Below are 25,717 nucleotides of genomic sequence, written 5' to 3'. Positions count from 1 at the left end.
GGTGTCACTCCAGAAAGCGGAAGGTGTCGCGCAGTTGTTTGACCAGCGCCGCATCCGGACCGGCCTGGCCGGACAGCTCCAGCAGCATGAGTGCATAGGTGTGATCGCCATGATCGATTAAATAAGAGTTGAAACGGAACTCCTGATTGTCCAAAGTGGCCTTGAAATAGCTGCCGGTCCACTTCTTGCCGCCGAGTGTGAGCGAGGCCGGATAGAGGCGGTCGCTGACCTTCCCCGGGAAAGTGGTTTTGAATCCCTTGAGCGTACCGTCGATAAAGCCTTTGCGGTTGGCGGCATCCAGTTTCGGCAGAACCTGAAACATCGTCAGATCGGTCAATTTGATCAGTTTGGCCTGGCCGCTCGCCAAGTCGACTTCCTGCGGCCTGACGGTTGCCGGGTACTGGAAGGTGATGCCGTTGGCGCTGTAGGTCCGCATGCCGGAGGCGTCGGCTGCCGGTTTCAGGGTGATCTGGAGTTGGCTGCCGCCCGGGTTCGGGAGCGTGACGGTCTGGCCTTCCCGGATCGGCACGCTCCGGTTGCCGATTTCGAGTGTGTAATCAGCCGCAAGCAATGGAATACCGGTCAGCAACAGCAGCAGAGAGAAGGAACGAACCATAATGAACCGCCTTTCTTTTTTCGATAATGTTACTGATAGCCTCTTCCGGAAGTTTTGCAAGCGGTTCCGCATCATATTATCGGACTTTTACCGGCTGTCCCCTTGGCAGACCGGATTGATCGTGTAATTTGATTTGATATTCAACCTGTCTGGTATTTCGGATTAATGGTGTGCTGTGAAACGGTCGGCCCGGTTCGGGCATTGTTTATTCCGGATGGCGATGTCGGATGGCAAAGAACGAAACAACCCCGGCCTCCGAAAACGGTTCACCGGGGGAAGCCTGCCGTTTTGAAGGCAGGCGGGTCTTGCGGCCTTGCGGCCTCCAGACCTTGTGCGCAACGCGGCCTGATTTTCAATCAGGCACCGGTAGCAGGGCGCTGTAGCGCACAAGATGTCTCCGACGGCCAACGGTTTCGCCGTTGGATCACGACCGGGTAGCACCCGGTGGCGTATATCGCGGATGGACCCGACAGGCTTATAGATAATAACCCCGGTTTTGCAATTTTTACATAGTAAAAATTCAAAACCGTACGCGGCACCGGCACCTTGCCGGTCTGGGGGACCGGGGGGCGAAGCGTCCCCGGCCGCCGGAGGCAAGCGTCAGCGGCGGGCGATGGAGCCGCGGTCGGTGATCCGGTAGGGGATCGGGCGGTGCGGCGGCGGCTCGGGGAAGTGGCGAAGCTGGCGGATCAGAGCACCCACGGTTTCGGCAGCGGCGGCGGCGGGATCGAAATCGATGATCGAGCAGGGCGGTTCGCTGGGGATCGCCAGCGAGTTGGAACCGTGTACCAGCAGCGATACGTCGCCGGGAATGTGCAGCCGGGCACGGCGCAGCGCGGTAAAGAGCTGGTCGAGGCACCAGGAGTTCAGAGCGAAGATCACATCGGGCCGCTCGGCGGAGCGGAACTGTTCCGTCAGTTCGCCGGTGAGAGAGTCAAAGGGAGCGATCAGCCGGGAGCATTCGATTCCGGCTGCTGCGGCGGCACGGTCGAGGGGAGCGCGGAACTCGCCGTCGACCCGTTCGGCGTCGGCCCCGGCTCCAGTGACCAGCAGGCGTCGGAATCCGCGCCGGTGAAAGAGGCGGACCATCTGTCCGGCGGCCCCGTCGAAATCCGGCTTCAGGACCGGGTAGGGGGCGCGGTCGGTGTGCAGCCCCGCGACCGGAATCTGCGCGTCGCGGAATTGTTTCAGCGTGGCGGCGGCGGGCACTTGAAAGACGATGACCGCGTCCACTCCGGCTTCCAGCAATGGGGCCGGATCGTCTCCGGTCAGCAGCGCGAGGTATCCGGCGGCTTCGACGGCGCGGTGCAGTTCGATCAGCATCTGGCCGGTTTTCAGGCGGTTGTCGAGCGGGGCTTCGGCGATCATGATGCCGAAGAGACAGCGGCGGAAGAGGCGGATCTGCTCGGGACGGTCCGGGAGGCGCAGCACGAAGGTGCCGCTGCCCCGCTTGCGGTCGATATATCCGGCCTGTTCCAGCGGCGCGAATGCCTTGCGGGCGGTGACCGCCGTGACGCCGAACCGGCGCGCCGCGTCGTTTTCGGAATGGAACCGGTCGCCGGGGGCGAAGCGCCCGCCGGAAAGCTCCTGACGGAGCCATCCTTCGATTTCCTGATATTTGAGCATGCGCGGCATGGTTGTTTCTCCGGGTTGATGCGCGTAATATAAGGGGAAAAGAGGGAAAATGCAATTTTTTCCGCGCCGTGCCCTTGCTTTTTGGAGGAGATTGGAGTATAATTCTATATAAACATATAGAACTATGCCGCGCATCGCCGTCGGTTTCCGGTGCTGTGATCAAGGGATTTCCGCCGGAGCGGTGAAAGCGGGCACGGGAAAAATACGGAGAAAGCAAAATGGAAATCGAACGTCTGCGCGGCCTGATCGCCGCGCCGCACACCCCGTTTGACCGGAACGGCATGGTGGCGTACCCGGTGATCCGGCAACAGGCGGAACTGCTTCTGGAACAGGGAGTGACCGGCGCTTACATCAGCGGAACGACCGGGGAAGGGGTTTCCTGCAGCGTCGAAGAACGGCTGAAGGTGATGGATGCGTGGAGCGAGGCTTCCGCCGGGCGGCTGAAACTGATCGTGCATATCGGGGCGCTGTCGATCCGGGATGTGGAAACGCTGGGACGCCATGCGAACGAACTGCGGGTGCACGCGACTTCGGTGGTGCCGCCGAACTATTTCAAACCGGCTTCGCTGGCGTCGCTGGTGCGGTTCTGCGCGCTGGCGGCGGCGACGGCTCCGGACACCGCGTTTTATTATTATCACACGGTGATGTCCGGCGTGACTTTCCCGATGGACAAATTTCTGGAGGCGGCGGACGGGGTGATCCCGAACCTCGCGGGCATCAAGTTCAACAGCCCCGACCTGTATATGTACCAGAACTGCCGCCACGCCTGCAACGGCAGGTACGACATCGTCTACGGCGTCGACGAGTTCTTCGCCGGGGCGCTGGCGCTGGGGGCGGAGTGCTTCATCGGCAGCACCTACAACTATATGGCGCCGACCTATCTGGAAGTGTGGGAGGCGTTCCGCCGGGGGGATATGTCCGGCGTCGACCGGGGGATGCGCAAGGCGTGCCTCGGCGTGGACATCCTGGTGAAGCACGGCGGCGTGGCGGCGGGCAAGGCGATGATGCTGGCGCACGGCGTCGACTGCGGCGATCCGCGTCCGCCGCTGGACAGACTGGACGACGCGACCAAGCGGCGGATCGTGGAGGAATTCAGGCGGATTGTCGCGCGCTGAGCCGGTGCTGCCGGCGGCGGGTCGATTTCCCGGATAATTTCGCCGCCGGCATGGAATCGGCATTTGCCTGTGATATATTAACTCCCGAACCCGCGAAACGGGTGAAAGGAGAAACTGTTATGCCGCATGAAACGCAGGCTGGCAATCGGAATCCGTTCTGCCGACTGTATGGTGGAAATCCAAAATTCCGGAGCTGGTCTGCTGTAATTCTATATCTTTAGCTGATTGGGAGTTATTGAAAATTAATGCCGTCAGCATCTTTTGTGACTACGCATACTTCTATGATTGCCCATAAAGATGTAATAAGAAGAAATAAAATAGTCCATCCAAGGAAAATTGTAATCAATAATTGAGCCAAACCACGTCCTTGATATCCGGCATAGAAATTGTGGACGCCTAATGCACCTAAAAAGATTCCTAGTAAAATATAACTTGTTCGATTTTTGGGAATATGAACAGTTGGCCTTCCTGAATCTAAGGTAATATTTATTTCTCGTCCTTGTGTGTTTTGTTGTTTCTCCAACATTATCAAGACCGGGTCTATTGCTTCACGGCAAAATGGACATTTTTTTGCACGAATGTTTATTTTTTGTGCACAAAATGGACATTCCTTTACTTCATTCTGAGTTTCTTCCAAGATGATGAGTTTCCTTGTGTTATTTGTTTTTCAGTTAATATGATGAGGGCAATAAAGAAAATAATAATACTAATATTTTGAGCCGGTGAAAGAATGGAATAACCTATTGTTCCTCGATTATCTCCTCTTAAAAACTCAAAGAAGAACCGTCCTGATGGCATCATTATTAAATACCATAATGCCCTATCTTGAAAGCGTGTTTTCTTGAATAAGATGTAGAATATAATGAGAAGATAGCAACTTTCGAGTAGTTGTATTGGAAATAAGTAAGTGCTGCCATATTTTATATATGGCAGACTGCCAGCAGGATATTGTACTCCCCAGTTGCAAGGAATACCGTAACAACAACCCCCTAAAAAACAGCCGATTCTTCCAAATGCTTGTGCAATAGAAAAGGTTGGAAGAAAACAATTCAAAAGAAAGCATGATGATATATTGAGCAGTTTTGAATATGCAAGATAAAATATGATTGTTCCCAGTAACCATCCGTAAAAGGTGACTCCAAAACCATATGGACGAAATACGGCTTGTATTCCACCCCGAAAAATAACATCAGAAAAATAACCAGTAACACAGCCGAAAAGTAGAGAGAGTGGAATACAAACCATTATTTTTGTTTCAAACTTATTTTTAATCTTAAATGATCGTAATGTGTCAAAAACTAATAATGCAATAAAAAGAAGCCCTAACCCGATAAATAAAGGGAAAGCACCTATTCTTAAAGAAAAAATATGAATATATTGGTGCATCCCTTTGTTCTCCTGTACTACTGTTAAGCAATACGTTTTTTGTTGATAATAGAAAAAATCCCGCCAATCAAATAGAGTATGCCGGTAACACTACCCCATAACATTGAGCCAAGACCTACGAAACCGTTAATCAGGATAAAAATTGCCCCCAGAATCAAAAGAATACCCGTGATTACGGAAATTTTTGATTTTCCGAAAAACGAAAAAATAAAACAGAGGATATTGATTACTATAAAGAGCACTAAAGCACCAGCCATGGATTCTCCGGCATTATTTACTGCAGATTCCACTTCTGCTTGAGTTGTTGCATTGTGGGTAGCGGCTGCAGCGGATATACCGGCACCGACGGCTGCACAAACCGTTGCACATAAGCACGAATGTTATTAAGTTCCCTGTTAGATTGAATAGCATATGACACTGATGGGATTCAGGACAGCAACGGTTACAAAGTGGATTTTTTCCATGATTTCAGAAGTGGAATCTGTTGTTTGCTTCTTTCTGGTTACGAGTTTTGAGGCTGATTGCCCTGCGTGCTCCGTTGACCTGATATGTGGAAATAATAGATTCCGCCTTCCTCTTTCTGGTAGACGGTTCCGGGGTCGAGTTTGATTTTGGGGATGGCCATGTTCTGTCCTTTCGTTTGAAAGTACCGGATTTAGCCAATATAGATATGTTTTGACAAAAAGAAAACCCGAAACGGTACTGAACGATACCTTTCGGGTATTTTTGAACTTAAAATGGCGGAGAGAGAGGGATTCGAACCCTCGGTGAGATTTCTCCCACGCAGGTTTAGCAAACCTGTGCTTTCGGCCACTCAGCCATCTCTCCGCTTAGTGCATGCCTTAAAATAACACATGCTGAGCTTAAATCAAATTATTTTTCGAGAAAAATCGAAATTTTTTGATTTCACTCTCCACGGTTCGCGTCAGGCTTCGTAACGGATTTCTCCGTCGACCAGCGTCTTGCTGACTTTGAACTCTCTGGTCAGCAGCACGATATCCGCCTGATAACCCGGTTCGAGCTTGCCGATTCCGGGCAGACCGAGCGCCTGCGCTTGCGCAAAGGAGGTCGATTTGACCAGCTCTTTCAGCGGCAACGAGGTGATTTCGGCGACGTTGCGCAGCGCATCCATGATCTGAAGAGTGCTGCCGGCCAGCGCGCCGCCTTCCTTCAGCCGCGCCGCTCCGCCCTGCACAATCACCGGCAGGCCGCCGAGCGTATATTCTCCGTTCGGCATTCCCGAGGCGCGCATCGCGTCTGAAATCAGCTGGATGTGGCCCGCATCCTTCACCTTGAACACCAGCGCAATCATATCCGGCGAGATGTGCAGCTTGTCGCAGATGAATTCGATGAAAACTCCGTCGTTCAGCAGACCGGCGCCAACCAGCCCGATATCCCGGTGATGCAGCGGCGTCATCTGGTTGCAGAAGTGCGACAGGTTGCGAAGCCCTTTCGCGTAGCCCGCCTTGAACTGGCCGTAGCTGGCGGCGCTGTGCACGCAGGAGGGAGTGATTCCGAGGTTGCGAAGCTCCTCGCAGAGCCGGTCGCCGCCTTCCTCCTCGACCGCGAAGGAGACCTTCAGCACCGGATAGATCGCATTCAGGCGTTTGACCTCCTCCACATCCGGCTTGCGCACGAAAGCCGGATTCTGTGCCCCGGTGCATTTCGGATTGATAAAGGGGCCTTCGAGGTGGACGCCGGGAAGTTTGCACCCCTTGCCGTCGTAGGCGGCAACCGATTTCAGCGTGGCCACGAGGTCGGCTTCCGGCAGGGTCAGGGTGGTCGGCAGCAGGGTGGTCACGCCTTCGGCGAGTTTTTCGCGGGCGATGGTGTTCACGCCGTCGACCAGCGCGTCGCAGAAGTCGAAGTTGTTCCGGCCGTGGCAGTGGACATCCACAAAGCCCGGCATCGCCGTCAGTCCGGCGGCGTCGACGGTCCGGTCGGCGGCGGGCAGGGAAGAAGCGGTAAAAATTCCGGCGATTTTTCCGGCTTCGATCAGGATGGAAGCATCGGCGAGATCGAGGTCCGGGGAGACCAGACGGCAGTTTTTGATCAGAGTTTTCATGGAAACGGCTCCTTATATCATGACAGGGTTTCTTTTATATGGAAGAATATATACCGTTCCGGATTTTTCCCAAATGAAGTTATCAACAATAAATATGGACTTTTCGGCAAAACGGATTCCATAACGCGGATTTCGGGTTGCGGGGAAGGGGAGGGCGGTCTATATTGAATCCGTCGGTAAAAAGCGGGATTTTTGCCGCCGTTGCCGCGCGGCCGGTTTGACCCCGGAAGCATTTGGTGTTACGTTATAATAAGAAAAGGATGAGAAAATGAAACTGACGCTTGTGATTCTTGCCGCCGGAATGGGCAGCCGCTACGGCGGGCTCAAACAGCTCGACGAAGTCGGGCCGTCCGGAGAAACCGTGATGGACTATTCGGTGTTCGACGCGATGCGCGCCGGTTTTGAACGGGTGGTCTTCGTGATCCGCAGGGATATCGAGGAGGCGTTCAAAAGCGTGATCGGCAAGCGGTATTCCGACAAGATCGAAGTGGAGTATGCGTTTCAGGATTCCAGCGACCTTCCCGCCGGTTTCACGGTGCCTGAGGGGCGCACCAAGCCGTGGGGAACCGGCCATGCCGTCTATGCGGCCCGCAAGCTCCTGACCGGACCTTTCGCGGTGATCAACGCTGACGATTTCTACGGGCGGGACAGCTACCGCAAGCTGGCCGAATACCTGCGCGGCGTTTCCGCCGCCGACGGCAAAATCAAAGGCTGCATCGCCAGTTTCGTGCTCGCCAATACGCTGAGTGAGAACGGTTCGGTTTCGCGCGGCATCTGTTCGGTCGACGCCGCCGGAAATCTGGCGAAGGTCGTCGAAAATACGAAAATCTTCCGCCGCGATGACGGCTGCGTCGTCAGTGTGCAGGAGGATGGTTCCGAGGCGGTTCTGACCGGCGAGGAGCCGGTTTCGATGAACAGCTGGGGCTTCAGGCCGGAACTGGTCGGGGAGCTTGAGGCGTTGTTCGTCGAGTTCCTGAAAGCGCACGGAACCGAGTTGAAGAGTGAATTTTATCTGCCGTTCGCGGTGGATACGTTGATTCGCGCCGGGAAAGCCGAGGTGAAGGTGCTGCACAGCGCCGACAGCTGGTTCGGCGTCACCTATCGTGAGGATAAGCCCCTGGTGCAGGCCGCGCTGCGCGAACTGGTCGCGAAGGGAGCCTATCCGGCAAAGTTGTTCAGTTGAATTCGGGAATGGGAAATTTTTGATGTACACACAGGATGAGCTTCGCGATATCGCTTCGAAATTTGTTATTTACGGTGATTTTCTGGTCGCGGTGCCGTTCGGTTCCGGTCATATCAACGATACGTATCAGTTGACTTACGATCAGGGCGGAGTTCGTCTTCACTACACCATGCAGCGGATCAACCACGCGGTCTTCCACCACCCCGAACAGGTGATGGAGAATATGGACCGCGTGACCCGCCATCTGCTGAACAAAATCCATGCTGAGCGGATTGAAACCAAAAAACGCACCCTGCGGCTGCTGCGGACCTATACCAACCAGCCCTGTGTGCAGGACCACCGCGGCAACTACTGGCGCGCCTATGTGTTCGTGGAGAACGCCCGTTCCTACGATGTGCTGGAGAATCCGAAACAGGCTTATATGGCGGCGCAGGCGTTCGGCGACTTCCAGTGCAACCTGGTCGATCTGCCGGGGCCGCGGCTCCACGAGACGATTCCGAATTTCCACAATACTCCGAAGCGGGTCGAAGCGCTGGAAGCCGCGATCAAGTCGGATAAGGCCGGACGCGCCCGGCAGGTGCGCCATGAGATCGACTTCATCATGAAGCGCCGCGAGGAGACCGAGAAGCTGCTGAAGCTCAACGCGGAAGGTTCGATCCCGGAGCGGATCACCCACAACGACACCAAGGTCAACAACATCCTGATCGACGACCTGACCGGGGAGGGGATCTGCGTGATCGACCTTGATACGGTGATGCCCGGACTGGCGCTGTACGATTTCGGCGACATGGTGCGCGCCGGAACCAGCGCCGCCGAGGAGGACGAAGTGAACCTCGAAAAGGTCGGGATGCGTTTCGAGATGTATGAAGCGCTGTTCCGGGGGTTCCTGAGCAGCGCGGGCGGCTTCCTGACTCCGGCGGAGCGGGAAAACCTGCCGTTTGCCGGAAAGCTGATTACGCTTGAAACCGCGATCCGGTTTCTGACCGACTATCTGGAGGGCGACGTCTACTTCAAGACCCGCCGCCCCCATCACAACCTCGACCGCTGCCGCAACCAGCTCAAGATCGTCGAATCGATCGAGAGCCAGATGAACGAGATGAAAAAACTGCTGAAACAGGCGTAATCATGCTTGTTTCAGCAGTTGGTTTTCAGGAAGTTCATTTGCTGCTTTTGACCACGTCGATCGCGAGGGTGACCATCAGGGCTCCGAGAGCGTCGTCCGGGTCCGTTACATCGATCTCGTAGGTGTCGGTCAGGTTCCAGAGTCGTTTGGCGATGACGGCGACCGGGGTGTTGCCGCACATGATCCGATAGTTCCACTCCAGCCAGTCGCCGGAGATTTTCCAGTTGCGGAAATCGAGGGTGAAACGGGGACGGAACAGGGAAAACTCCTGGGTGATGCAGCCGGCCGCCCCACCGTTCACGGTCAGGTCGAAAACGGGTTTCGGAAAGGTTATCATCCGGGCCTTGATCATGCCGGCCTCCCGCCCGTCCGGAGTGAAAATCTTCAGGGTGTATCTCCACGACAGCACCCCTTTGACGGTAAACAGCACGGTGCCGTCTTCGGCGTGGACATCGTAACTGTCAAGCCATGAGAAAAACCGTTGCCGGAATAACATTTTCATCGCAGTTTTCCTTTCTGTTCCGGTTGGAATATAGCGTGCCGTTCGCGAGGAATCCAGCCGAAGCCGGATAAAACAGCGAAAACTTTTTCGTTTACCGAAGCCGTTCAGTTCCGGGACCTCTTGACAGGCAACGGAAAAGGTGGTATTTTGCCGAAAAGAAAAAAAGGAGGATTCCCGATGGCCGAATTCAACGTCGTCACGCATAAGGATTGCGAAATCATCGATATCACCCGCGAAATCAACGAACGGGTTCCCGCCGGGCTGGAGTGCGGCATCTGCCATATCTTCTGCCCGCATACCACCGCCGGAATCACCGTCAACGAGAACGCCGACCCCGATGTGAAGCGCGACATGCTCGCCAAGCTCGACGAACTCGTGCCGAAGCGGGAAGCCTATTACCGGCACTATGAAGGGAACAGCGCCGCACATCTGAAAGCCGCGCTGCTCGGTTTTTCGCTGGCCGTGCCGATCCGGAACGGACGGCTGCTGCTCGGGACATGGCAGGGAATCTATTTTTGCGAATTCGACGGGCCGCGCACCCGCCGCGTCCAGCTCTTTTTCCAGATGGCGCAGGAATAATCCCGGGGGATAAAAAAACGGCGGCCAGCCGGGAAAAGGAGCTGGCCGCCGCCGGGGGAAATGAGGGCTATTCCTTGACGCACATCACATGGTAGATGCCGTCAATCGCGTCACTGCCCTCCGTGACGTGTTCAAATCCGGGGAACTGCCTGTCCCACGCTTCGAGAGCGTGCAGATAGCCGATCTGCGGGCTGTCGTCGCCGCCGAACCGTTCGCCGGACATCATCATCGGAATCCCCGGGGGATACGGGATGATCGAATTCGCCGCAACGCGGTTCGCGAGCTTGTCGCTCGGGACCAGTTCGATGTTGTCGCGGACGATTTCCATGTAGGCGTCGCGCGGCGTCATCGCCTGTTCCGGCAGCGAACTGAAGGCCGCGTCGAGGCGGGCGCCCGGCGTGTTCTCCTTCAGGTACTGGAACATCTTGTCGCTCAAATCCTTGATTCCGATATTGCCGTAGAATTCCGGATGGTCCTTCGCCAGTTGCGGCAGCACTTCCGCCACCGGCGCGTTCCGGTCGTAGAACTCCTTGAATTTCAGCAGGCTGTTGATCAGGGTGCACCATTTCCCCTTGGTGATGCCCATCGAGAACAGGAACATCAGCTGGAAGTCGGTGGTCCGGGTCGGCACGATGCCTTCCTGATAGATGTACGCCGAAACCAGCTGCGCCGGCACGCCTGAGTCGAGCATCCTGCCGTCGTCGCCCATGCCGGGGCCGAGGATGCTGACCTTGATCGGGTCGAGCATCACCCAGTTGTCCTCCAGATCCTTGAAGCCGTGCCAGTTGTCGCCGGGGGCGAGCCGCCAGCAGTTCTGGTCGTGCGCCAGCAGCTTGTGCGGGGCGTCGGCGAAGTCGTAGGTCTTGCCGGTCTGGCTGCTGGTGACCTTTTCCGCATTCCACGGCTTGAAGAACCAGCTGCCTTTCTTGGTGAAGTCGCGGTAGAGCCGCGCCATCGCCTGCCGGAAGTCGATCGCCTCGTCGATCACCTCCTGCGTCAGGGATTCGCCGGATTCGCCCATCATCTTGACCGAGATGTCGTTCGACGCGCAGATCGCGTACAGCGGCGACGTGGTCGCGTGCAGCATGTACGCCTGATTCATCCGGTCGAAATTGATCGGCTTGCGTCCCTGGCGCATGTGGATGAAGGAGGCCTGCGACAGCGCGTTCAGCAGCTTGTGGGTCGAGTGGGTCGCGAATACGGTCGCTCCCTTGTGGTCCTTCGGATCGCCGCGCATCGCGAAATGGTCCTCGTACATCGGGTTGAACCGCGCGTAGCCGTACCACGCCTCGTCGAGGTGGATGCGGTCGGCGGAATGGTCCAGTTCGGCTTCGACCTTGGCCGAATTGTAGCAAAGCCCGTCGTAGGTGCAGTTCGTGACCACCGAATACGGAGGCATCGCCTCGTCGTTGTGCGGCAGCTTGACTTTGGCGACCTTGGTTTTGATCGCGGCGGCGGTCATTTCGGAGCGCAGGATCGGCCCGATGATGCCGTACCGGTTGCGGGTCGGCAGCATGTAGACCGGAACCGCGCCGGAGAGGATCAGCCCCTGTTCGATCGACTTGTGGCAGTTGCGGTCGCAGATCGCGATGTCGCCGGGAGTCAGGGCCGCCTGCATGATGGTGCGGTTCGAGCCGGAGGTGCCGACGACCACCGAATAGGACTGGTCGGCGCCGAACACCTTTGCCGCGTTCTTTTCGCATTCGCCGAACGCGCCGGAGTGGTCCAGCAGCGAACCGATGCTGGCGCGCTCGATGCCGGTGTCGGTGCGGAACAAATTCTCGCCGTAGAAGTCGTAGAACTTCTTGCCCGCCGGACTTTTGGTGAAACCGCGTCCGCCCTGATGGCCGGGAGCCGCCCAGGAGTATTCGTGGTTCTCCTCGTTGTAGTCCCAGATCGCCTTCATCAGGGGGGGCAGAAGCTGCTGCCGGAAGCGTTCGATCGCGGCTTCGATGCGGCCGGCGATGAACATCGGGCTGTCTTCGAAGATCCAGATGAATTCGTTGGCGTCCGCCATCAGTTCGGGCGACATGGCTTCGCTGGTGGTGTCGTGGTCCGCGAGCAGGAAGACCGGTACGCTGGACTGGCGCTGCCGGATCAACTGAAACAGTTGGCGGGCCTTGTTCTCCTCATCGAGGTTGAGCTGCATGTCGGTCGCCAGCAGGATGCAGTCGATGTCCATATTGTTGGCGACGATCGGGCGCGCTTCGTCATAGGATTCGGCGATGGTGACCTGGAGATTGCGCTCTTCGAGTTCGTCGGCGAGCGCGTCGATCGCCTTGTTCATCACGCAGCTGTTGTCGATGGATTCGTCGGCGACGATCAGGACTTGCCGGATTGCGATGTCTTTCATGATAATTCTCCTCATTCTTTGGGTTGCATGGCCGTTCCGTTTTTCCGCGGAACGGCCGGATTCATTCGGTTACAGTTTTTCGATGTCGTGTTCGATGGCCTTCGCTTCCGCGACCGGCCACTTGGCCCACTTGTGGAAATGTTTTTCAACCGCCGGCGATTTCGCCGCCATCGTGATCAGCGAGATCAGGGCGACGACCACGACGATGACCGCGCCGATCGCTTCGGCTTTGGTGAACATCCTGCGGTCCTGTTCTTCCGGGTTGTCGTCGAGATAGTTCCGGCGCGCCCAGACGAAGACCGGGATGCCGACCAGCAGGAAGATGAATGCCATCATCAGGTAGCTCAGCCCGGCCGAGTAGATCATCCACAGCGCGAACAGCGAACCGGCCACGCCGCAGAAGAACGCGAAATGGAACTTCACGGGCATGTTTTCCGGGTACTGCTTTTTCGCGCAGATCTTCCACAGGAAGAGCGTGCACGCCAGATACGGCGGCAGGATCATCACCGAGGTGATGGTCAGCATCGTATTCCACGCATTGCTCGCGAAGTATACGAAGATCATGGTCAATTGCATCACGGCGCTGGTCACGATCAGCGACACATTCGGAGTGCCTTTTTTATTTTCCTTCTTGAACACGCGCGGGAAGGTGCCGTCCATCGCGGCCGCGTATGGAATCTGCGCGATCATGATCGTGAAGGCGAGCCAGCTGGTCAGCAGCGCGACGATCACGCCGGCATTCATCACATCGCCGGCCCACGCGCCGTGCACCACGTCCTGCAGCAGCGGGGCGGTCGACGGATTCGCGAGTTTGGCGAGTTCGGGCTGGTACATCCGGCCGAAGGGCAGGATCGAAAGCAGCGCGTAGATCGCGAGGCAGCCGAGGAAGCCGAGCAGCGTCGCCTTGCCGACCGCGCTCTGGCTTTTGGCCTTGCCGGAGACCACCACCGCGCCCTCGATGCCGATGAACGCCCACAGCGTCACCATCATCGTGGACTGGATCTGGCTGAGCATGCTGCCCAGCGGCTTGATGTTGTGCGCCGGGATCGTCTCGGTGCCGAACATATCGGTCGTGAAGAATGCCCAGCGGAACGCGAAGAGCATGATCAGGATGAACAGCGCGATCGGCACGAGCTTGCAGATGGTGCCGACCACGTTGATGAAGGCCGCCTGCTTCATGCCGGCCAGCACCATGAAGTTCATGCCCCAGATCACGATCGAGCCGCCGATGATCGAGTAGAGGTTGTTGCCGCCGGTGAAAGTGCCGGGGAAGAAGTAGTTGAACGCATCCATCAGCAGCACCGCGAAACCGACGTTGCCGAAGATGTTGCACAGCCAGTAGGCCCACGCCATCTGGAAGCCCGCGAACCGGCCGAAGCCGAGCCGCGCATACGCATAGATGCCGGTGGTCGCATCGGGCCGCGCATCGGCCAGGATGCGGAAGGTGTTGGCGATGAAATACATGCCGATGCCGGTGATCACCCATGCTATGATTACCGCCATCACCGAGGCCGATGCGGCCATGTTCTGCGGCAGGCTGAAGATGCCGCCGCCGATCATCGCGGAGACGACGAGGGCCGCCAGCGCGATTACGCCGAGTTTTTTGTTGTCGTTCGAGTCGGCCATGATCTATTCCTCCTCATTCCGGTGTTGTGATTCCGGCAGCGGGCAGCCCCGGACCGTTTTTGTTTTCGTTTTCATGTTTTTCCCTTTCATACTGTGTTTACTCCGAGCGGGATGCGTATCCCGTTTTTACAGAAATCCCATGCCGAGGACCTGTAATTTGCCGTCCACCTCTCCGGTGACCAGGCGGAACAGCAGGTCCTGTTCGACCGTTTCCTTGCCCTGATCCGCTTTGCGCTCGAAGCGGACCGTCCAGATCCGGTTCTGCACCAACGGGGTCTTCAGCTCTGTCAGGTAGCTGAAACTCTGCATCTCGCCGAACTGTTTTTCGATGGTTTCATAGGAGGTTTTGAACTCCTCCGGCGTCATCTTCTTATCCTGATTCCCCCACAGTTTCGCGAACGTATCGTAGTCATGGGTGCGGAGCGCTTCAAGGAGTTTGTCGCCGAGCTGTACGTCGGCGGCACGCACCGCGCAGACCGGTTCCGCCGGTTCGCCGGGCTTCGCGGAGGCGCAGCCGGCGGCGGCCAGAAGCAGCAGCGCGGCGGGAAGTATTGCAAGATATGATTTCATGATATGGTTCTCCTTGACTTTTACCAGGTGGTTCGGGTGCTTCGGGCGGCGGCGGAACTGTCGCTCGGGGAATCCCACGAGCATTCGCCGACCACGATCAGTTCGGCGTGGCGGACCGAATTGGATTCGGTCGAAAACAGATAGCCCAGGTAGGGGATGTCCATCAGCCACGGCACACCGGTCCTGGACTTGACCGTCTCCTGCTTGCGCAGCCCGCCGATCACAAAGCTGTCCTTGCCGTGGGGGAGGCTGACATCCTGAGTTACCGCATTTCCCTTGGAGATGCGCGGAGTGCCGTTCGACGCGAAGCCTATCAGGCTGGTGTTGTTCAGCGTCACGTTGAACCGGGTCTCCTCAAGGTTCACCGACGCGTTGTTCACGGTCATCGTGAAGCCGAAACCGGTGAAGGCGGTGGTGATCTGCTGGTTGCCCTTGCCGTAGCTGAGGTCCGCGCTGTCCTTGCCGGGTTTGTCGATGCTCTTGTCGAACAGCTTGCCGGCGAGCCCGGAAAGCAGCTCATAAGGCCCTACGCCGGTATCCGGGAAGGGATTCCCGGAGGGATCGAGCGTCGTGCCCGGGATGATCGCGTTGTTGACCGGCTTGGAGGTGTCGATATAGAAAATCTGGGTGGTGCGCGAAAGCTGGGCCGAGGTGTTGTTGCGCACGCAGAGCTCGCCGGTATGCACCACCTTCGCCCGCCCTTTGCTGGCCAGGAAGTCGAGGTAACGGGTGTTCCACTTCGGGTTGAAGTTGTAGAAGCTGGTCCGCTCCGAACCGAAGCTGCGCGCCATGCCGCCGCTGTAGGCCGCGGCCCAGTTGTTGCGGTAACGGCCTCCGACCGAGAAGAAGTCGGCTCCCTCGTTGTTTTTCCACGACTGGAAGTCGATGCCCATCTTGTCGTTGTTTTCGCTGTAGACTTCATAGACCTTGATGTTGAGCCGGACCTGCGGGATCGGCACATCGTACTGCGCGAGCATTTTCGCGACGTTGTCGCAGGAGTAGTTGCTGACGTCGAAGATCAGCCAGTTCAGGTCGGGATCGTAGGCGACCACGTCCTGCCCCTGCCACAGTTCGGTCACGTCGGAGATGTTCATGCCCATGTTCTGAATCAGCGGCATCAGGTTGCGCGCCGGCACGAATTTCGGCAGGTAGAAAAACATCTGCGAACCGTAATTGATCGCGCCGAGTTTCGGGCTGTCGAGCATCGCGACCAGCGAATCGATTCCCATGCCGTTTTCATGGTCCTTGAAGCGGTAATCCTCCGCGCTGACGAACAGCAATCCGGTGCCGTCCACATATTTCAGGCATTCGACCGCCGTGTTGCTGCCGAGCTGGACCGGCGGATTGTAGCTGGGCTGGGCGTTCGGCGGCGTGGTCAGTTCGGGGGAACTGACCGTCGCCATCACCGGCGGCGTCGCATTGGTGTTGCCCGGATACGCCTGCTGCAAGCTGGTGTTGCCGACCCGCTTGGACTGCACCATCTGGCGCAGGTAGTCGCGGAATTCGTAGGGATCGACATGCTTGAGTTCATAGGTCTTGGTGATGACCCGCGGGTCTGCGTTGTCGCGGATGAAATGGACCACCTTGGTGTCCTCCTTGACCGCGACCAGCAGCTGGGCTTCAACCCGGGTGCTGTCGTAGCCGCCGGTGTTGTTGAAATTGGAATCGCGCGGAACGCCGGGAATTTCGGCGGCGGGGCAGAGCGCGGCGGCCGCCATCGTTGCGTATAACAGAGATTTTTTCATGATGATGCTCTCCCTACTTCAATTTGATGAAATCGCCGACCACGCCGTTTTTCGGAGCCGGAACCGCGGTGTTGAGCATTTCGGCGGTCACCGAGAGGTAGAAACGGGTCTTTTCGGTGCTGGTGGTCGTGGTGCTGAACAGGTATTTCAGGATCGGAATATCCATCAGGAACGGTACGCCGATGGTCTGTTCGACCTCCTGATCCCGGTTCCACTCCGCGAGGATCGTCTCGTGGTTGAGCTGGATCAGGGTGTTGCCGACGATCTGGCTGGTTTCGACCAGCTCGGCGCCGACGTTGTTGCGTTCGACCACGTTGGCGGCCTGGACGTCGTAACCGAAAAAGACGGTTCCCGGGTATTTGGCGTAGGCCCCCGGCTTGTAGACGTTCATCGAAAACTCCTCGGCTGCGGGATATCCGTCCTGCGGCAGGCCGTAATGCAGATTCACGATCGGCTGGATGATTTTCAAATAAAGCTGGTTGAGTCCGGGAGTCAGGCCGAGCGTGCCGACGCCGACGCTGGTTTTGTCGTTGTCGCTCTTGGTGATATTCTCGAACTGCGGATTGAAGTAGAGTTCGCTGCTCTGCGTGTCGGAGTTGCTGACGGTGATGCTCGCGGAGTTTTTGATTTCCGCCTTGCCGCTCTGCTGCAGCAGCCGGATGAAGCTCGCGTCGAACTGCGGCGCGAACAGGAAACCGCCCAGCGGGCCGGACATCGCCTGCATCGCGGCGGTTCCGCCCGAAGTGAGGCCGAATGCATCCCAGCCGACTGAAAAGATGTTCAACCCGGGGCCGTTCTTCCAGGCCAGGTATTCGATGCCGATGTCCCGCAGCGTGCTTTCGCGGACTTCATACAGCGTGAAGTTGAAAGTGATCTGCGGTGCGGGACGGTCGATCCAGCTCAGGAACTGATAGACGTACTGGGTGTTCGAGCTGTTGTCCTTCCAGTAGATCTGGTTGGAGTTCTGGTCCCATGCGTACACTGACCCGTAGGGGCCTTCGCCGATGATCGAGTTGACCAGCACATTGAGCATGTTCTGGCCGGAGCGGTACTTCGGCCGGTAGACCGCCCGGGTGATGCCGGTTCCCTTGATGATGTCGCCCGGAACCTTGCCGTCGATGGTGATGTTGCGGTCGATCTTGCTGATGAATTCATCGACATAAGGCATCATCTTGACCGGACAGGTCACGGTCAGAAGCTGGGTGTTGTCCGCGCCGTATTCGATGTTGTTCACGCTCGAATTCATGTTGTAGCGCTTGACGATGCCGAGCAGGAACGGCGTCACGTCGTTGGACTGCACGTACTTCAAATGGTAAATCTTCGAGACCATGTAATCCTGCGCGTCGTCCTGTACGAAACGCAGCTTCCGGGTGCCCGGCTCGTCGCCGTGCAGCGCGACGGCCGCCAGCAGCAGCGCGCCTGTCGAACAAAGCATTGTTCTGAATTTCATAATTTTTTCCCTTGCAATCATGAATTGACGGTTGGAAACCGGGCCCCCCGGGACCCGGCCGGGGCGATTACTTCGCCGCCGTTTCCATCTTTTTCTTCTTCTGTTCGTAGATGTGGTAGAAAACCAGCGGCATTCCGACGAACACCACCATGCCGAAGAACAAAAAGAGCACATATCCCACATCCGCGAGGTCGCCGTCGCTGCGGACTCCGCCGGTCGGGATGAAGCCGACCACGATCGCCAGCAGCGCCGTCAGGAACGCGATGCCGGAGACGATCCAGATGCCGGGCCTGCCGCCGGGAATCCGGTACGGGCGCACCTTGTCCGGCTGGGTGTAGCGCAGCCGGATCGCCGCCGCGAACATCAGCAGATACATGACCATGTAGAGCTGGGCGGTCAGCGCCGACATCACCCAGAATGCTCCCGAAATGGTCGGCATGAACAGCACCGTGGTCGCCAGCACGCTCGACAGCGACGCCTGCAGGATCAGGATGCGGGTCGGCATGCCCTGCGCGTTGCGCTTCTGCCAGTACTGCGGCAGATACCCTTCTTTGGCCACTTCGAGCACACCCTTGGAGGGGCCGAGCACCCATGTGATCACCATGGTCAGCGCGCCGTAGGCGAGCAAAAAGCACATGATGGGGGTCATCCACGAGATATGGAAGATTTCAAAGATTTTCGCGAACGCCTGATCCGCTCCGGCCGCGAGGCTGATGTCGTTCGGCGGGATTACCAGCGCGATCGCCAGAGCGCCGAATACGCTCAGCAGGATCACCAGGAAGCAGGCCGAGAAGATCGCTTTCGGGAACTGGCGCCCCGGATTGGCCATTTCGGTCACGTGCACCGCCGACATCTCCATGCCGGAGAGGGCGACCATCATGCCGGAGAGCAGCATCAGCTGGTTCAGGTTGCCGAGGTCCGGCACCAGCGATCCCCAGCTGAAGCTGATCTGCGCGGGTTTGCCGGCGACAAGGTAGCCGACCACCATCAGGATGATCAGGATTCCGGGGATCACGGTGCCGAGCAGCGCCCCCGAGCTGCTCAGGAAGCTCGACAGTTTCATGCCCTTGAAGTTGATCCAGGTGGCGAACCACAGCGTCACGATGATCGTGCCGAAGACGAACCAGCGGTTGGTCGCCAGCGCCGGGTTGAACACATACGCGATCGACGACGCGACGAAGGTCAGCACCGCCGGGAACCACGGCAGGTTTTCCACCCACTGCATGAAAATCGCGACGAAGCCCCAGCGGGGGCCGAACGCCTGTTTCACCCACAGGTAGACGCCGCCGTCTTCGGGGTAGGCCGAAGCGAGTTCGGCCGATACCAGAGCCGACGGCACGAAGAAGCAGATCGCGGCGGCAGTGATGTAAAAGATGATGCTGTAACCGTATTCCGCCTGGGACGGCAGATTGCGCAGCGACAGCACGGCGGCCACGGTCAGCATCGTCATGGTGAAGACGCTCAGGCCGGCGGCCCGTCTGGCCGGAGCTTGTGATTTGGTTGATTCCGACATATTGCACCTCATGGTTTGGATTGGAGCCGGCGCCGCCCCCGCGGGGGCGGCATGGGCCGGATATTACTTCTCGATCAGGTTCTGCTTCACGCAGAGGGTCTTGAAGCAGGTTTTACCGTTCACGACCTCGCGTTCGACGCCGTGAATGTCGCCTTCGTAGCCCGGGAAATGGTTCTCGAACGCCTGGCGGGCCAGCAGATAGTCGTGGATCGGTCTGGCGCGGTCGTTCAGGATTTCGCCGCCCATGATGATCGGAATGCCCGGCGGATACGGCACCATCATCACCGCCGGAATCCGGCCGCCCATTTTGTCGAGCCGCACGTATTCGACATTGCGGCGCACGACTTCGTGGTAGGCGTCGGCGGGCTTCAGCGCCTGATCCGGAATCACTTCAAAGGCGTCCTGCATCTTGTCCAGCAGCTGATGCTCTTTGATCCAGCGGTGCATTTCGACGCAGTGATCCTTGATGCCGGTTCCGGCATAACGCTCCGGATGGCTCTTCACCAGTTCGGGCAGCACCTGCGCCAGCGGCAGGTTGGCGTCGAACGCCTCCTTGAATTTCAGCAGTTCCGCCAGCAGCGTGCCCTGCTTCGCCCGGGTGGTGCCGAGGGAGTTCAGCATCAGGAAGGAGTAGTAGTCGGTCTTTTCGCACACGATATTGTGGTCGATCAGGTAGTTGGTCAGGATCGAGGCCGGGATGCCCCAGTCCGCCATCACGCCCGCGTCGTCGATGCCCGGCGTGGTGATGGTCAGCTTGATCGGGTCGAGCATCACGTAGTCCGGTTCGATGTCGTCGAAGCCGTGCCAGTTGTTGTCGGCGCTCATCACCCACGGCTCCTGATGGGAGGCGAGGTAGTCGATGTCGGCGTCCGCGAACGGCACTTTCCTGCCGTCGATTTCGACCATGCGCGGCTGCCACATGTCGAAGAACCAGCTGCCCTTGTCCTTGAATTCGCGGTTGAGTTCCGCCACCTTTTTGCGGAGCTGGACCGCTTCACGGATGATGTCGTGCATCAGGAGTTCGCCCTGATCGTCCATCATCTGGGTCGCGACGTCGAGGGAGGCGATCATATTGTACTGAGGAGAGGTGGAGCCGTGCATCATGTAGGATTCGTTGAATTCGTCCGGATTGATTTTCACGGTGCCGCCGTCCTTGATATGCAGCATCGACGCCTGACTGAACGCGGTCAGCAGCTTGTGGGTGGACTGCGAACAGAAGATCGGCGGATCGTCCGGCTTCACCGGGCCGTCGGCCATGCCGTAGTGGTTTTTGTACATCGGGTTGAACCGGGCGTAGGCGTACCACGCTTCGTCGAAGTGGAGGTTTTCCACTGATTTCTCGAGCTGGCTTTTGATGTTGATCACGTTGTAGCAGACGCCGTCGTAGGTGGAGTTGGTCAGGGCGGACATTTTGACCGTATGGGTCTTGAGTGCGTCGGGGATCAGCTTGCTCGCCTGAATTTTCGCATGGATCGATTCGGGGCTGAATTCGGAGAGCCGCACCGGACCGATGATGCCGCGCCGGTTGCGCCGCGGAACCATGTAGACCGGCAGCGCCTCGGTGATTACCATCGCATAGTTCAGCGATTTATGGCAGTTGCGGTCGACGAAGGCGATGTCGTCGCGGACCAGCTGGCTGCGCCACACGATCTGGTTCACCGTGGAAGTGCCGTTCAGCACGTAATAGGTCTGGTCGGCGCCGAAAACCCGCGCCGAATTCCTCTCGGCGTCGCCGACCACGCCCTCATGGTCGAGCAGCGAACCGAGCTCCGGCACGGAAATGGAGAGGTCGGCGCGGAAAGTGTTTTCTCCGAAAAATTTGTACATCGCGACGCCCGCCGGACTGCGCAGGAAGCCCTGTCCGCCGAGGTGGCCGGGAGTGTGCCAGGCGTATTTGTACTCCTCGGCATATTTGACCAGTTCGCCGAAAAAGACCGGGAAAACGCTTTTGATGTATTCGACAAGGTGGATTTCGATGCGTCCGGCGATGAATTCGGCGGTGTCGGCGTTCTTCCACAGGCATCCGTTGATCTCTCCGAGGGCGCCGGTGGGGATGTTCTCGGTTTCGAGCCGGTCGGTCATCAGCAGGATCGGGATTTTCTTGTTCCGTTCGCGCATTTTGTGGACGAATTCATCGGGGGTCATGTGCTCCTCGCCGTCGTCGAACGGCAGGTCCCAGTCCACAACCACCGCGCCGAGGTCGGCGCGCGACAGGAACAGCTCCCACGCATCTTCATAAGTGAAGGACGGGATCACCTTGCACTCCTGAACGTGTTCGAGTTCGGCGGCGATCTCGCGCAGCCGAACGCCGTTGTCGTTTCCGAGATTCAGCTCCTGCGATACGATCATCACAGGCCAGGCACTTTTGGACATCTTCATAATTACTCCTCCGTAATTTCAATTGCGCGCAGAAACGGGCGCGCTGTTTTTTGCGGCCCCGGCGTATGTGTCGGCGGCCTCCTATGAAAAATCCTGCAATGCTGCGGCGCCGCCCATCACATTCCTTGGTCAATGGCCGCCGATCCGCCCGCGATCGAATTCTCCAGGTTCAACCGCATGCAGGGATATTGCAATTTCTTCCTCTATACATTATTAAATTTAACTCCGTTTCATATATTGTCAACTAAAAATGGCAATAAAAAGCGTAAAATAGCTAATTTGTTTGAATAAACAGTACTGATTATCAGTTATTGACGGCCATTTTGCGGATTGCATATCGCCTGGGACCGGAGTATAGTAAGCAGGTGGGAATTTCTATGGGAAAGGATCGGAATGATGGAATTGGCCTGTACGCTGGCGCGTTCGCCGCGGCGGCTCTGCGAAGGGGTGGAGCCTGAACTGGAACTCCGGGAAGGGGAGCGGCTGGTGCGCCGCCCCTTCAACCATTATGCGCCTGCGTTGACCGACTGGTGGATCGTGCCGTCGCTGGAACTGCCGTTCTTCCGTTTCGGCAAATATTTTTTTACCTGGGATGAGAAGAAGCGTGATACGCTGCAATGCGGTTTCGGAGTCACCAAGGGGCTGGATCCGATGCTGAAAAAGGTTTATCCCAGCAAAAAGGGCCGGCGGCTGCTGATGGAGGAGAACTGGGGCTGGCAGGGCTTTTATCCGGCGATGATGCGCGGCGAGCTTGCGGAACTGCTGCGTACCGCCGGAGCCGGAATCGGCCACAAACTCGAACTGATCTTTGAAGGCGGCTACGTGGACGATCCCGGCCTGTTCAATCCGGATTCGGAGCTGCGCAAGCGCGACCGCTATACGCTGGTCTACGATCCGGCGGACGATTCGATCCGGGTCGGCGGAGCGAAGCGGGACGCGATGTGCCTGAAGTTCCTGAACAAGGTCCGCGACTGGAAGAGCTTCGGCGAGGCGATGATGACCCTGAACGCCGAAGCCTTCCTGTGGTGCGATCTGTTCATTGCGAATACCTACCGGATTCCGGCGGCCGACGGGGAGACCGCCGGTGAGCCGATGCGGACGCCCGCCGAAATCCACGCCGAATGGCTGGCTTGCTTCAGGAACTATGTGCGATGCTGATCGACGGCAGAATTTTTATTCCGGATTTCGAGCTGGAGTGGCAGTTTGTGCAGTCGCCCGGTCCGGGAGGGCAGAATGTGAACAAGGTGGCGACTTCGGCGCGGCTGACTTTCCGCCTCGCGGATTCGGTTTCGCTGCCGCCTGAAATCAAGGCGCGGTTGCTTGAACGGTTGGGTTCACGGTTGAACGCCGCCGGGGAGCTGGTGGTGGTCTGCCATGAATCGCGCAGCCAGAGTCAGAACCGGCGTGAAGCCGGGCGTAAGCTGGCGGAGCTTATTTCAGGAGCGCTGGTTGTGCGCAGAAAACGGCGCCCGACCCGCCCGACCGCCGGCAGCGTCCGTCGCCGCCTTGCCGAAAAATCCCGCCGTTCCGAGCTGAAGCGCGCCCGTTCCGCGCCTCCTTCCGCCGACGAATAACAGGACAGACAACGGAAATACCTTTACACTTTTTAATATAAGACGGATCAGACAGAATGAACGACCGATTGGATGCCTTTTTCAGGATTTCCGCCGCCGGGAGCAGCGTGCGGACCGAAGTGATCGCCGGCCTCTCCACGTTCGCCGCGATGGCCTATATCATCTGCGTGCAGCCCGCGCTGCTTTCCGGTGTGATGGGTGGGCATCCGACCGGAATGCCGTTCGGGGCGCTGCTGACGACGACCTGTATCATGTCGGCTTTCGGCTCGATCCTGATGGGAGTGGTTGCGAATTACCCGATCGGGCTGGCGCCGGGCATGGGATCGAACTTCTTTTTCGTATTCAATGTGCTGTGCGGCTGTGCGGCCGCGACCGGGATGGCGATCGGAACTCCCGAGGTATGGCATGCCGCCCTCGGCGTTGTGCTGCTTTCCGGCGTGTTGTTTCTGGCGGTTTCCTTTACGAATTTGCGCAAGTCACTGTTGAATTCGATCAGTCCTTCGATGAAAAATGCGATCGCCGCCGGTCTCGGGCTGTTCATTGCCACACTGGGACTGAAAAACGGCCATATCATCCGGATTGAGGAGGGGCAGTTGATGCTGGGCACGGCGCTGACCGATCCCGCCGTGATCATCTTCGGGGCGGGGCTGGTCGTGATTGCGGTGCTGCTGATCCGGCGCATTCCGGGCGGCATCCTGATCGGGATGGGGGCGGGGGCGCTGATTGCGCTGGCCTGGGGCAGGATCGAATTTACCGGCATCTGCGGCCTGCCGGCGAACCCGATGCCGGTCGTCGCGAAAGCGGATATGGCGGCGGTCTTCCGCCATGCCGCCGAATTGATTCCGCTGGTGGTGATCTGCATGTTCATGGATATTTTCGATACGATGGGAACCGTGATCGGCGTCAGCACCAACGCCGGGCTGATCCGGAACGGAGAGCTGCCACGGGCGGAACGGGTGTTCGCCGCCGATTCGATTGCGACGATCGTCGGAGCCGCGGGCGGGCACAGCACCGTCACCTCCTATGTGGAAAGCACGGTCGGCGTGGAGGCCGGCGGGCGGACCGGGCTGACCGCCGTGGTGGTCGGGATCTGTTTTCTGCTGGCGCTGATCTTTTTCCCGGTGATCAGTTCGGTGGCCGGATATGCGCCGATCACCTCGTCGGCGCTGGTGGCGGTCGGCGCGATGATGATGCGCAATGTCACCGACATCGACTGGCAGGACTACAGCGAGGCGATTCCCGCATTTCTGGTTATCGCCGGAATCCCGTTGAGTTCGAGTATCATCGGCGGCATTGCAGTCGGCCTCGGCGTTTATCCGGTCATCAAGCTGCTGGCGGGGAAGGGGAGGGAACTGGGGTGGTTCAGTTACCTCACGGCAGCCCTGCTGCTGCTGTATCTGGGAATGGCGGCCCGGTGACGGAACCTCACGGCTCCGGTGAATCCGGCGAATGGGCCAGACAGTATTCGACGAGCCGGTCGATGCGGGCGGTGGCCATCGCGATGCAGATGTCCGATGCGCCGTTGCCGGCGGCGTGGGTATTGATAATGGAATATGATGAGCCTATGCGCGTCATCCCGCCCCGGCCTGTTGGCGTTCGTGATCCGGCAGTGACGGCGTGCAGCCGCGACAGACTATATCATTGATATGGGATCGCGTAACCCCCTTGGAGTGCGGAGATTCATCTCCGCTTTTCAGTCTCCCCGGCGTCAGTATTTTCAGGCGGACCGAACCTGCTCTTCCTGTCGCCATCGGTGTAAACTTTCCGGTTTCCGATAAGAAACCTGCAAAAAAGCGTTGTTTGAGCTTGACATTGCCGGAAACGGTGATATTTTATAATTCTGTTGCGCGTTAATCGTGACGGTTGTTTAAATATTCAGCGTTCAGGCTCTGCGAATAATTTTGAAAAAAGTTTTGCTTTTGATTTGCAAAACCTGGAATTGATGATATTATAAAACCCTGTTGCGCCTCTTGCTAGAGGGAGCGCTGCTGATGAAAAAAAATTGGATATTGCTTCGGCTGAGATTTTGGAATATTTTTCAGAATCGGGCTTGCAAGTTTTGGAAACCGTGCTACATTAAGGATCTGTTGCGCAACGAGTTACGGAGCGTAGCGGCTGATGGTGGCGGAACGGTGGCTGAAATAAAGTTTTAAAAATCTTAAAACTTCGGCTTGACAAGTTGCTGAAAGCGTGATATATTATGAAACCGGCGCTGTATGCTGGTTGAGAGTTGATTGAAAATTGAATAGTGCGATGTAAACCTGAAAATGACTTTGATAAGACGGAAGTCTTACAGTAGTCGA

At 57.7% G+C, this 25,717-nt stretch carries 21 protein-coding genes, 1 tRNA gene and 1 pseudogene; 7 read left to right on the top strand and 16 right to left on the bottom strand.

The features are described 5' to 3' along the window. Positions 1 to 4: 4 nt before the first annotated feature. The gene (locus C8D82_RS15925; RefSeq protein WP_116885280.1) at positions 5 to 616 is read right to left on the bottom strand and encodes a hypothetical protein; all 612 of its coding nucleotides are present in this window, start codon (positions 614 to 616) and stop codon (positions 5 to 7) included. 600 nt (positions 617 to 1,216) lie between these two features. Beyond that, complete coding sequence (locus C8D82_RS15920) at positions 1,217 to 2,251, bottom strand: GntR family transcriptional regulator (protein ID WP_165833128.1); 1,035 nt, start codon at positions 2,249 to 2,251, stop codon at positions 1,217 to 1,219. 224 nt (positions 2,252 to 2,475) lie between these two features. Here C8D82_RS15920 and C8D82_RS15915 point away from each other — a divergent pair, with 224 nt between their 5' ends. After that, positions 2,476 to 3,366, top strand: a complete 891-nt coding sequence (locus tag C8D82_RS15915) for a dihydrodipicolinate synthase family protein (RefSeq protein WP_116885310.1) — start codon at positions 2,476 to 2,478, stop codon at positions 3,364 to 3,366. 232 nt (positions 3,367 to 3,598) lie between these two features. Here the strand turns inward: C8D82_RS15915 and C8D82_RS15910 are convergent, their stop codons facing one another. From C8D82_RS15910 to nagA, 5 genes are all read right to left on the bottom strand, one after another. Continuing rightward, positions 3,599 to 4,003 carry an NINE protein gene (locus C8D82_RS15910; RefSeq protein WP_207776158.1) on the bottom strand — a complete coding sequence of 135 codons (405 nt, stop codon included), beginning with the start codon at positions 4,001 to 4,003 and terminating at the stop codon, positions 3,599 to 3,601. Beyond that, positions 3,979 to 4,752, bottom strand: coding sequence for a prolipoprotein diacylglyceryl transferase (locus C8D82_RS15905; protein WP_116885277.1), 774 nt, complete (start codon positions 4,750 to 4,752; stop codon positions 3,979 to 3,981). The genes C8D82_RS15910 and C8D82_RS15905 overlap by 25 nt, the downstream gene beginning before the upstream one ends. Before the next feature lie 23 nt (positions 4,753 to 4,775). Beyond that, positions 4,776 to 5,009 carry a hypothetical protein gene (locus tag C8D82_RS15900; protein ID WP_116885276.1) on the bottom strand — a complete coding sequence of 78 codons (234 nt, stop codon included), beginning with the start codon at positions 5,007 to 5,009 and terminating at the stop codon, positions 4,776 to 4,778. A gap of 481 nt (positions 5,010 to 5,490) precedes the next feature. Then, a tRNA-Ser gene (locus tag C8D82_RS15895) sits at positions 5,491 to 5,580 on the bottom strand. Between the two features lie 97 nt (positions 5,581 to 5,677). Then, the gene (gene nagA, locus C8D82_RS15890) at positions 5,678 to 6,817 is read right to left on the bottom strand and encodes an N-acetylglucosamine-6-phosphate deacetylase (RefSeq protein WP_116885275.1); all 1,140 of its coding nucleotides are present in this window, start codon (positions 6,815 to 6,817) and stop codon (positions 5,678 to 5,680) included. Between the two features lie 268 nt (positions 6,818 to 7,085). Here nagA and C8D82_RS15885 point away from each other — a divergent pair, with 268 nt between their 5' ends. Further along, positions 7,086 to 8,000: a nucleotidyltransferase family protein gene (locus tag C8D82_RS15885; protein ID WP_116885274.1), complete on the top strand. Its 915-nt coding sequence runs from the start codon at positions 7,086 to 7,088 to the stop codon at positions 7,998 to 8,000. Between the two features lie 22 nt (positions 8,001 to 8,022). Beyond that, complete coding sequence (locus C8D82_RS15880; RefSeq protein ID WP_116885273.1) at positions 8,023 to 9,123, top strand: phosphotransferase enzyme family protein; 1,101 nt, start codon at positions 8,023 to 8,025, stop codon at positions 9,121 to 9,123. 34 nt (positions 9,124 to 9,157) lie between these two features. Here C8D82_RS15880 and C8D82_RS15875 read toward each other — a convergent pair whose 3' ends face one another. Further along, positions 9,158 to 9,625 carry an LURP-one-related/scramblase family protein gene (locus tag C8D82_RS15875; protein WP_116885272.1) on the bottom strand — a complete coding sequence of 156 codons (468 nt, stop codon included), beginning with the start codon at positions 9,623 to 9,625 and terminating at the stop codon, positions 9,158 to 9,160. Positions 9,626 to 9,802: 177 nt separating this feature from the next. Here C8D82_RS15875 and C8D82_RS15870 point away from each other — a divergent pair, with 177 nt between their 5' ends. Next, positions 9,803 to 10,204, top strand: a complete 402-nt coding sequence (locus C8D82_RS15870) for a secondary thiamine-phosphate synthase enzyme YjbQ (RefSeq protein ID WP_116885271.1) — start codon at positions 9,803 to 9,805, stop codon at positions 10,202 to 10,204. Positions 10,205 to 10,271: 67 nt separating this feature from the next. Here C8D82_RS15870 and adiA read toward each other — a convergent pair whose 3' ends face one another. From adiA to C8D82_RS15835, 7 genes and pseudogenes are all read right to left on the bottom strand, one after another. Next, entirely contained in the window at positions 10,272 to 12,557 is a 2,286-nt protein-coding gene (gene adiA, locus C8D82_RS15865) for an arginine decarboxylase (RefSeq protein WP_116885270.1), read from the bottom strand. 177 nt (positions 12,558 to 12,734) lie between these two features. Further along, positions 12,735 to 14,183, bottom strand: a pseudogene (locus C8D82_RS15860) (basic amino acid/polyamine antiporter); the annotation flags it as partial. A gap of 126 nt (positions 14,184 to 14,309) precedes the next feature. Next, positions 14,310 to 14,753, bottom strand: coding sequence for a hypothetical protein (locus tag C8D82_RS15855; RefSeq protein ID WP_116885268.1), 444 nt, complete (start codon positions 14,751 to 14,753; stop codon positions 14,310 to 14,312). Between the two features lie 20 nt (positions 14,754 to 14,773). After that, a complete protein-coding gene (locus C8D82_RS15850; RefSeq protein WP_116885267.1) occupies positions 14,774 to 16,498 on the bottom strand; it encodes a type II secretion system protein GspD in 1,725 nt (574 codons plus the stop codon). 13 nt (positions 16,499 to 16,511) lie between these two features. Then, on the bottom strand, positions 16,512 to 17,948 hold the full coding sequence (locus C8D82_RS15845) for a hypothetical protein (RefSeq protein ID WP_165833127.1): 1,437 nt from the start codon (positions 17,946 to 17,948) through the stop codon (positions 16,512 to 16,514). 67 nt (positions 17,949 to 18,015) lie between these two features. Next, entirely contained in the window at positions 18,016 to 19,461 is a 1,446-nt protein-coding gene (locus C8D82_RS15840) for an amino acid permease (protein WP_116885265.1), read from the bottom strand. Positions 19,462 to 19,524: 63 nt separating this feature from the next. Beyond that, positions 19,525 to 21,840 carry an Orn/Lys/Arg family decarboxylase gene (locus tag C8D82_RS15835; RefSeq protein ID WP_116885264.1) on the bottom strand — a complete coding sequence of 772 codons (2,316 nt, stop codon included), beginning with the start codon at positions 21,838 to 21,840 and terminating at the stop codon, positions 19,525 to 19,527. Between the two features lie 393 nt (positions 21,841 to 22,233). Between C8D82_RS15835 and C8D82_RS15830 the strand changes: the two genes are divergently transcribed. From C8D82_RS15830 to C8D82_RS15820, 3 genes are read left to right on the top strand one after another with little or no spacing between them, the layout of a single operon-like run. Further along, complete coding sequence (locus C8D82_RS15830) at positions 22,234 to 22,998, top strand: hypothetical protein (protein ID WP_133245236.1); 765 nt, start codon at positions 22,234 to 22,236, stop codon at positions 22,996 to 22,998. Then, positions 22,962 to 23,414 (top strand): alternative ribosome rescue aminoacyl-tRNA hydrolase ArfB, encoded by a 453-nt coding sequence (arfB, locus tag C8D82_RS15825; protein WP_207776156.1) that lies wholly within the window; start codon positions 22,962 to 22,964, stop codon positions 23,412 to 23,414. Before C8D82_RS15830 ends, arfB begins: the two co-directional genes overlap by 37 nt. Positions 23,415 to 23,470: 56 nt before the next feature. Continuing rightward, the gene (locus C8D82_RS15820; protein WP_116885261.1) at positions 23,471 to 24,832 is read left to right on the top strand and encodes an NCS2 family permease; all 1,362 of its coding nucleotides are present in this window, start codon (positions 23,471 to 23,473) and stop codon (positions 24,830 to 24,832) included. Between the two features lie 7 nt (positions 24,833 to 24,839). Here C8D82_RS15820 and C8D82_RS21340 read toward each other — a convergent pair whose 3' ends face one another. Next, positions 24,840 to 24,989 (bottom strand): hypothetical protein, encoded by a 150-nt coding sequence (locus tag C8D82_RS21340; RefSeq protein ID WP_165833126.1) that lies wholly within the window; start codon positions 24,987 to 24,989, stop codon positions 24,840 to 24,842. Between the last annotated feature and the right edge of the window lie 728 nt (positions 24,990 to 25,717).

The sequence above is a fragment of the Victivallis vadensis genome (assembly GCF_003096415.1).
GTDB classification, from domain to species: Bacteria; Verrucomicrobiota; Lentisphaeria; order Victivallales; family Victivallaceae; genus Victivallis; species Victivallis vadensis.
Note: the sequence above shows the minus strand (reverse complement) of the source record. Positions and strands in the feature narration are given on the sequence as shown.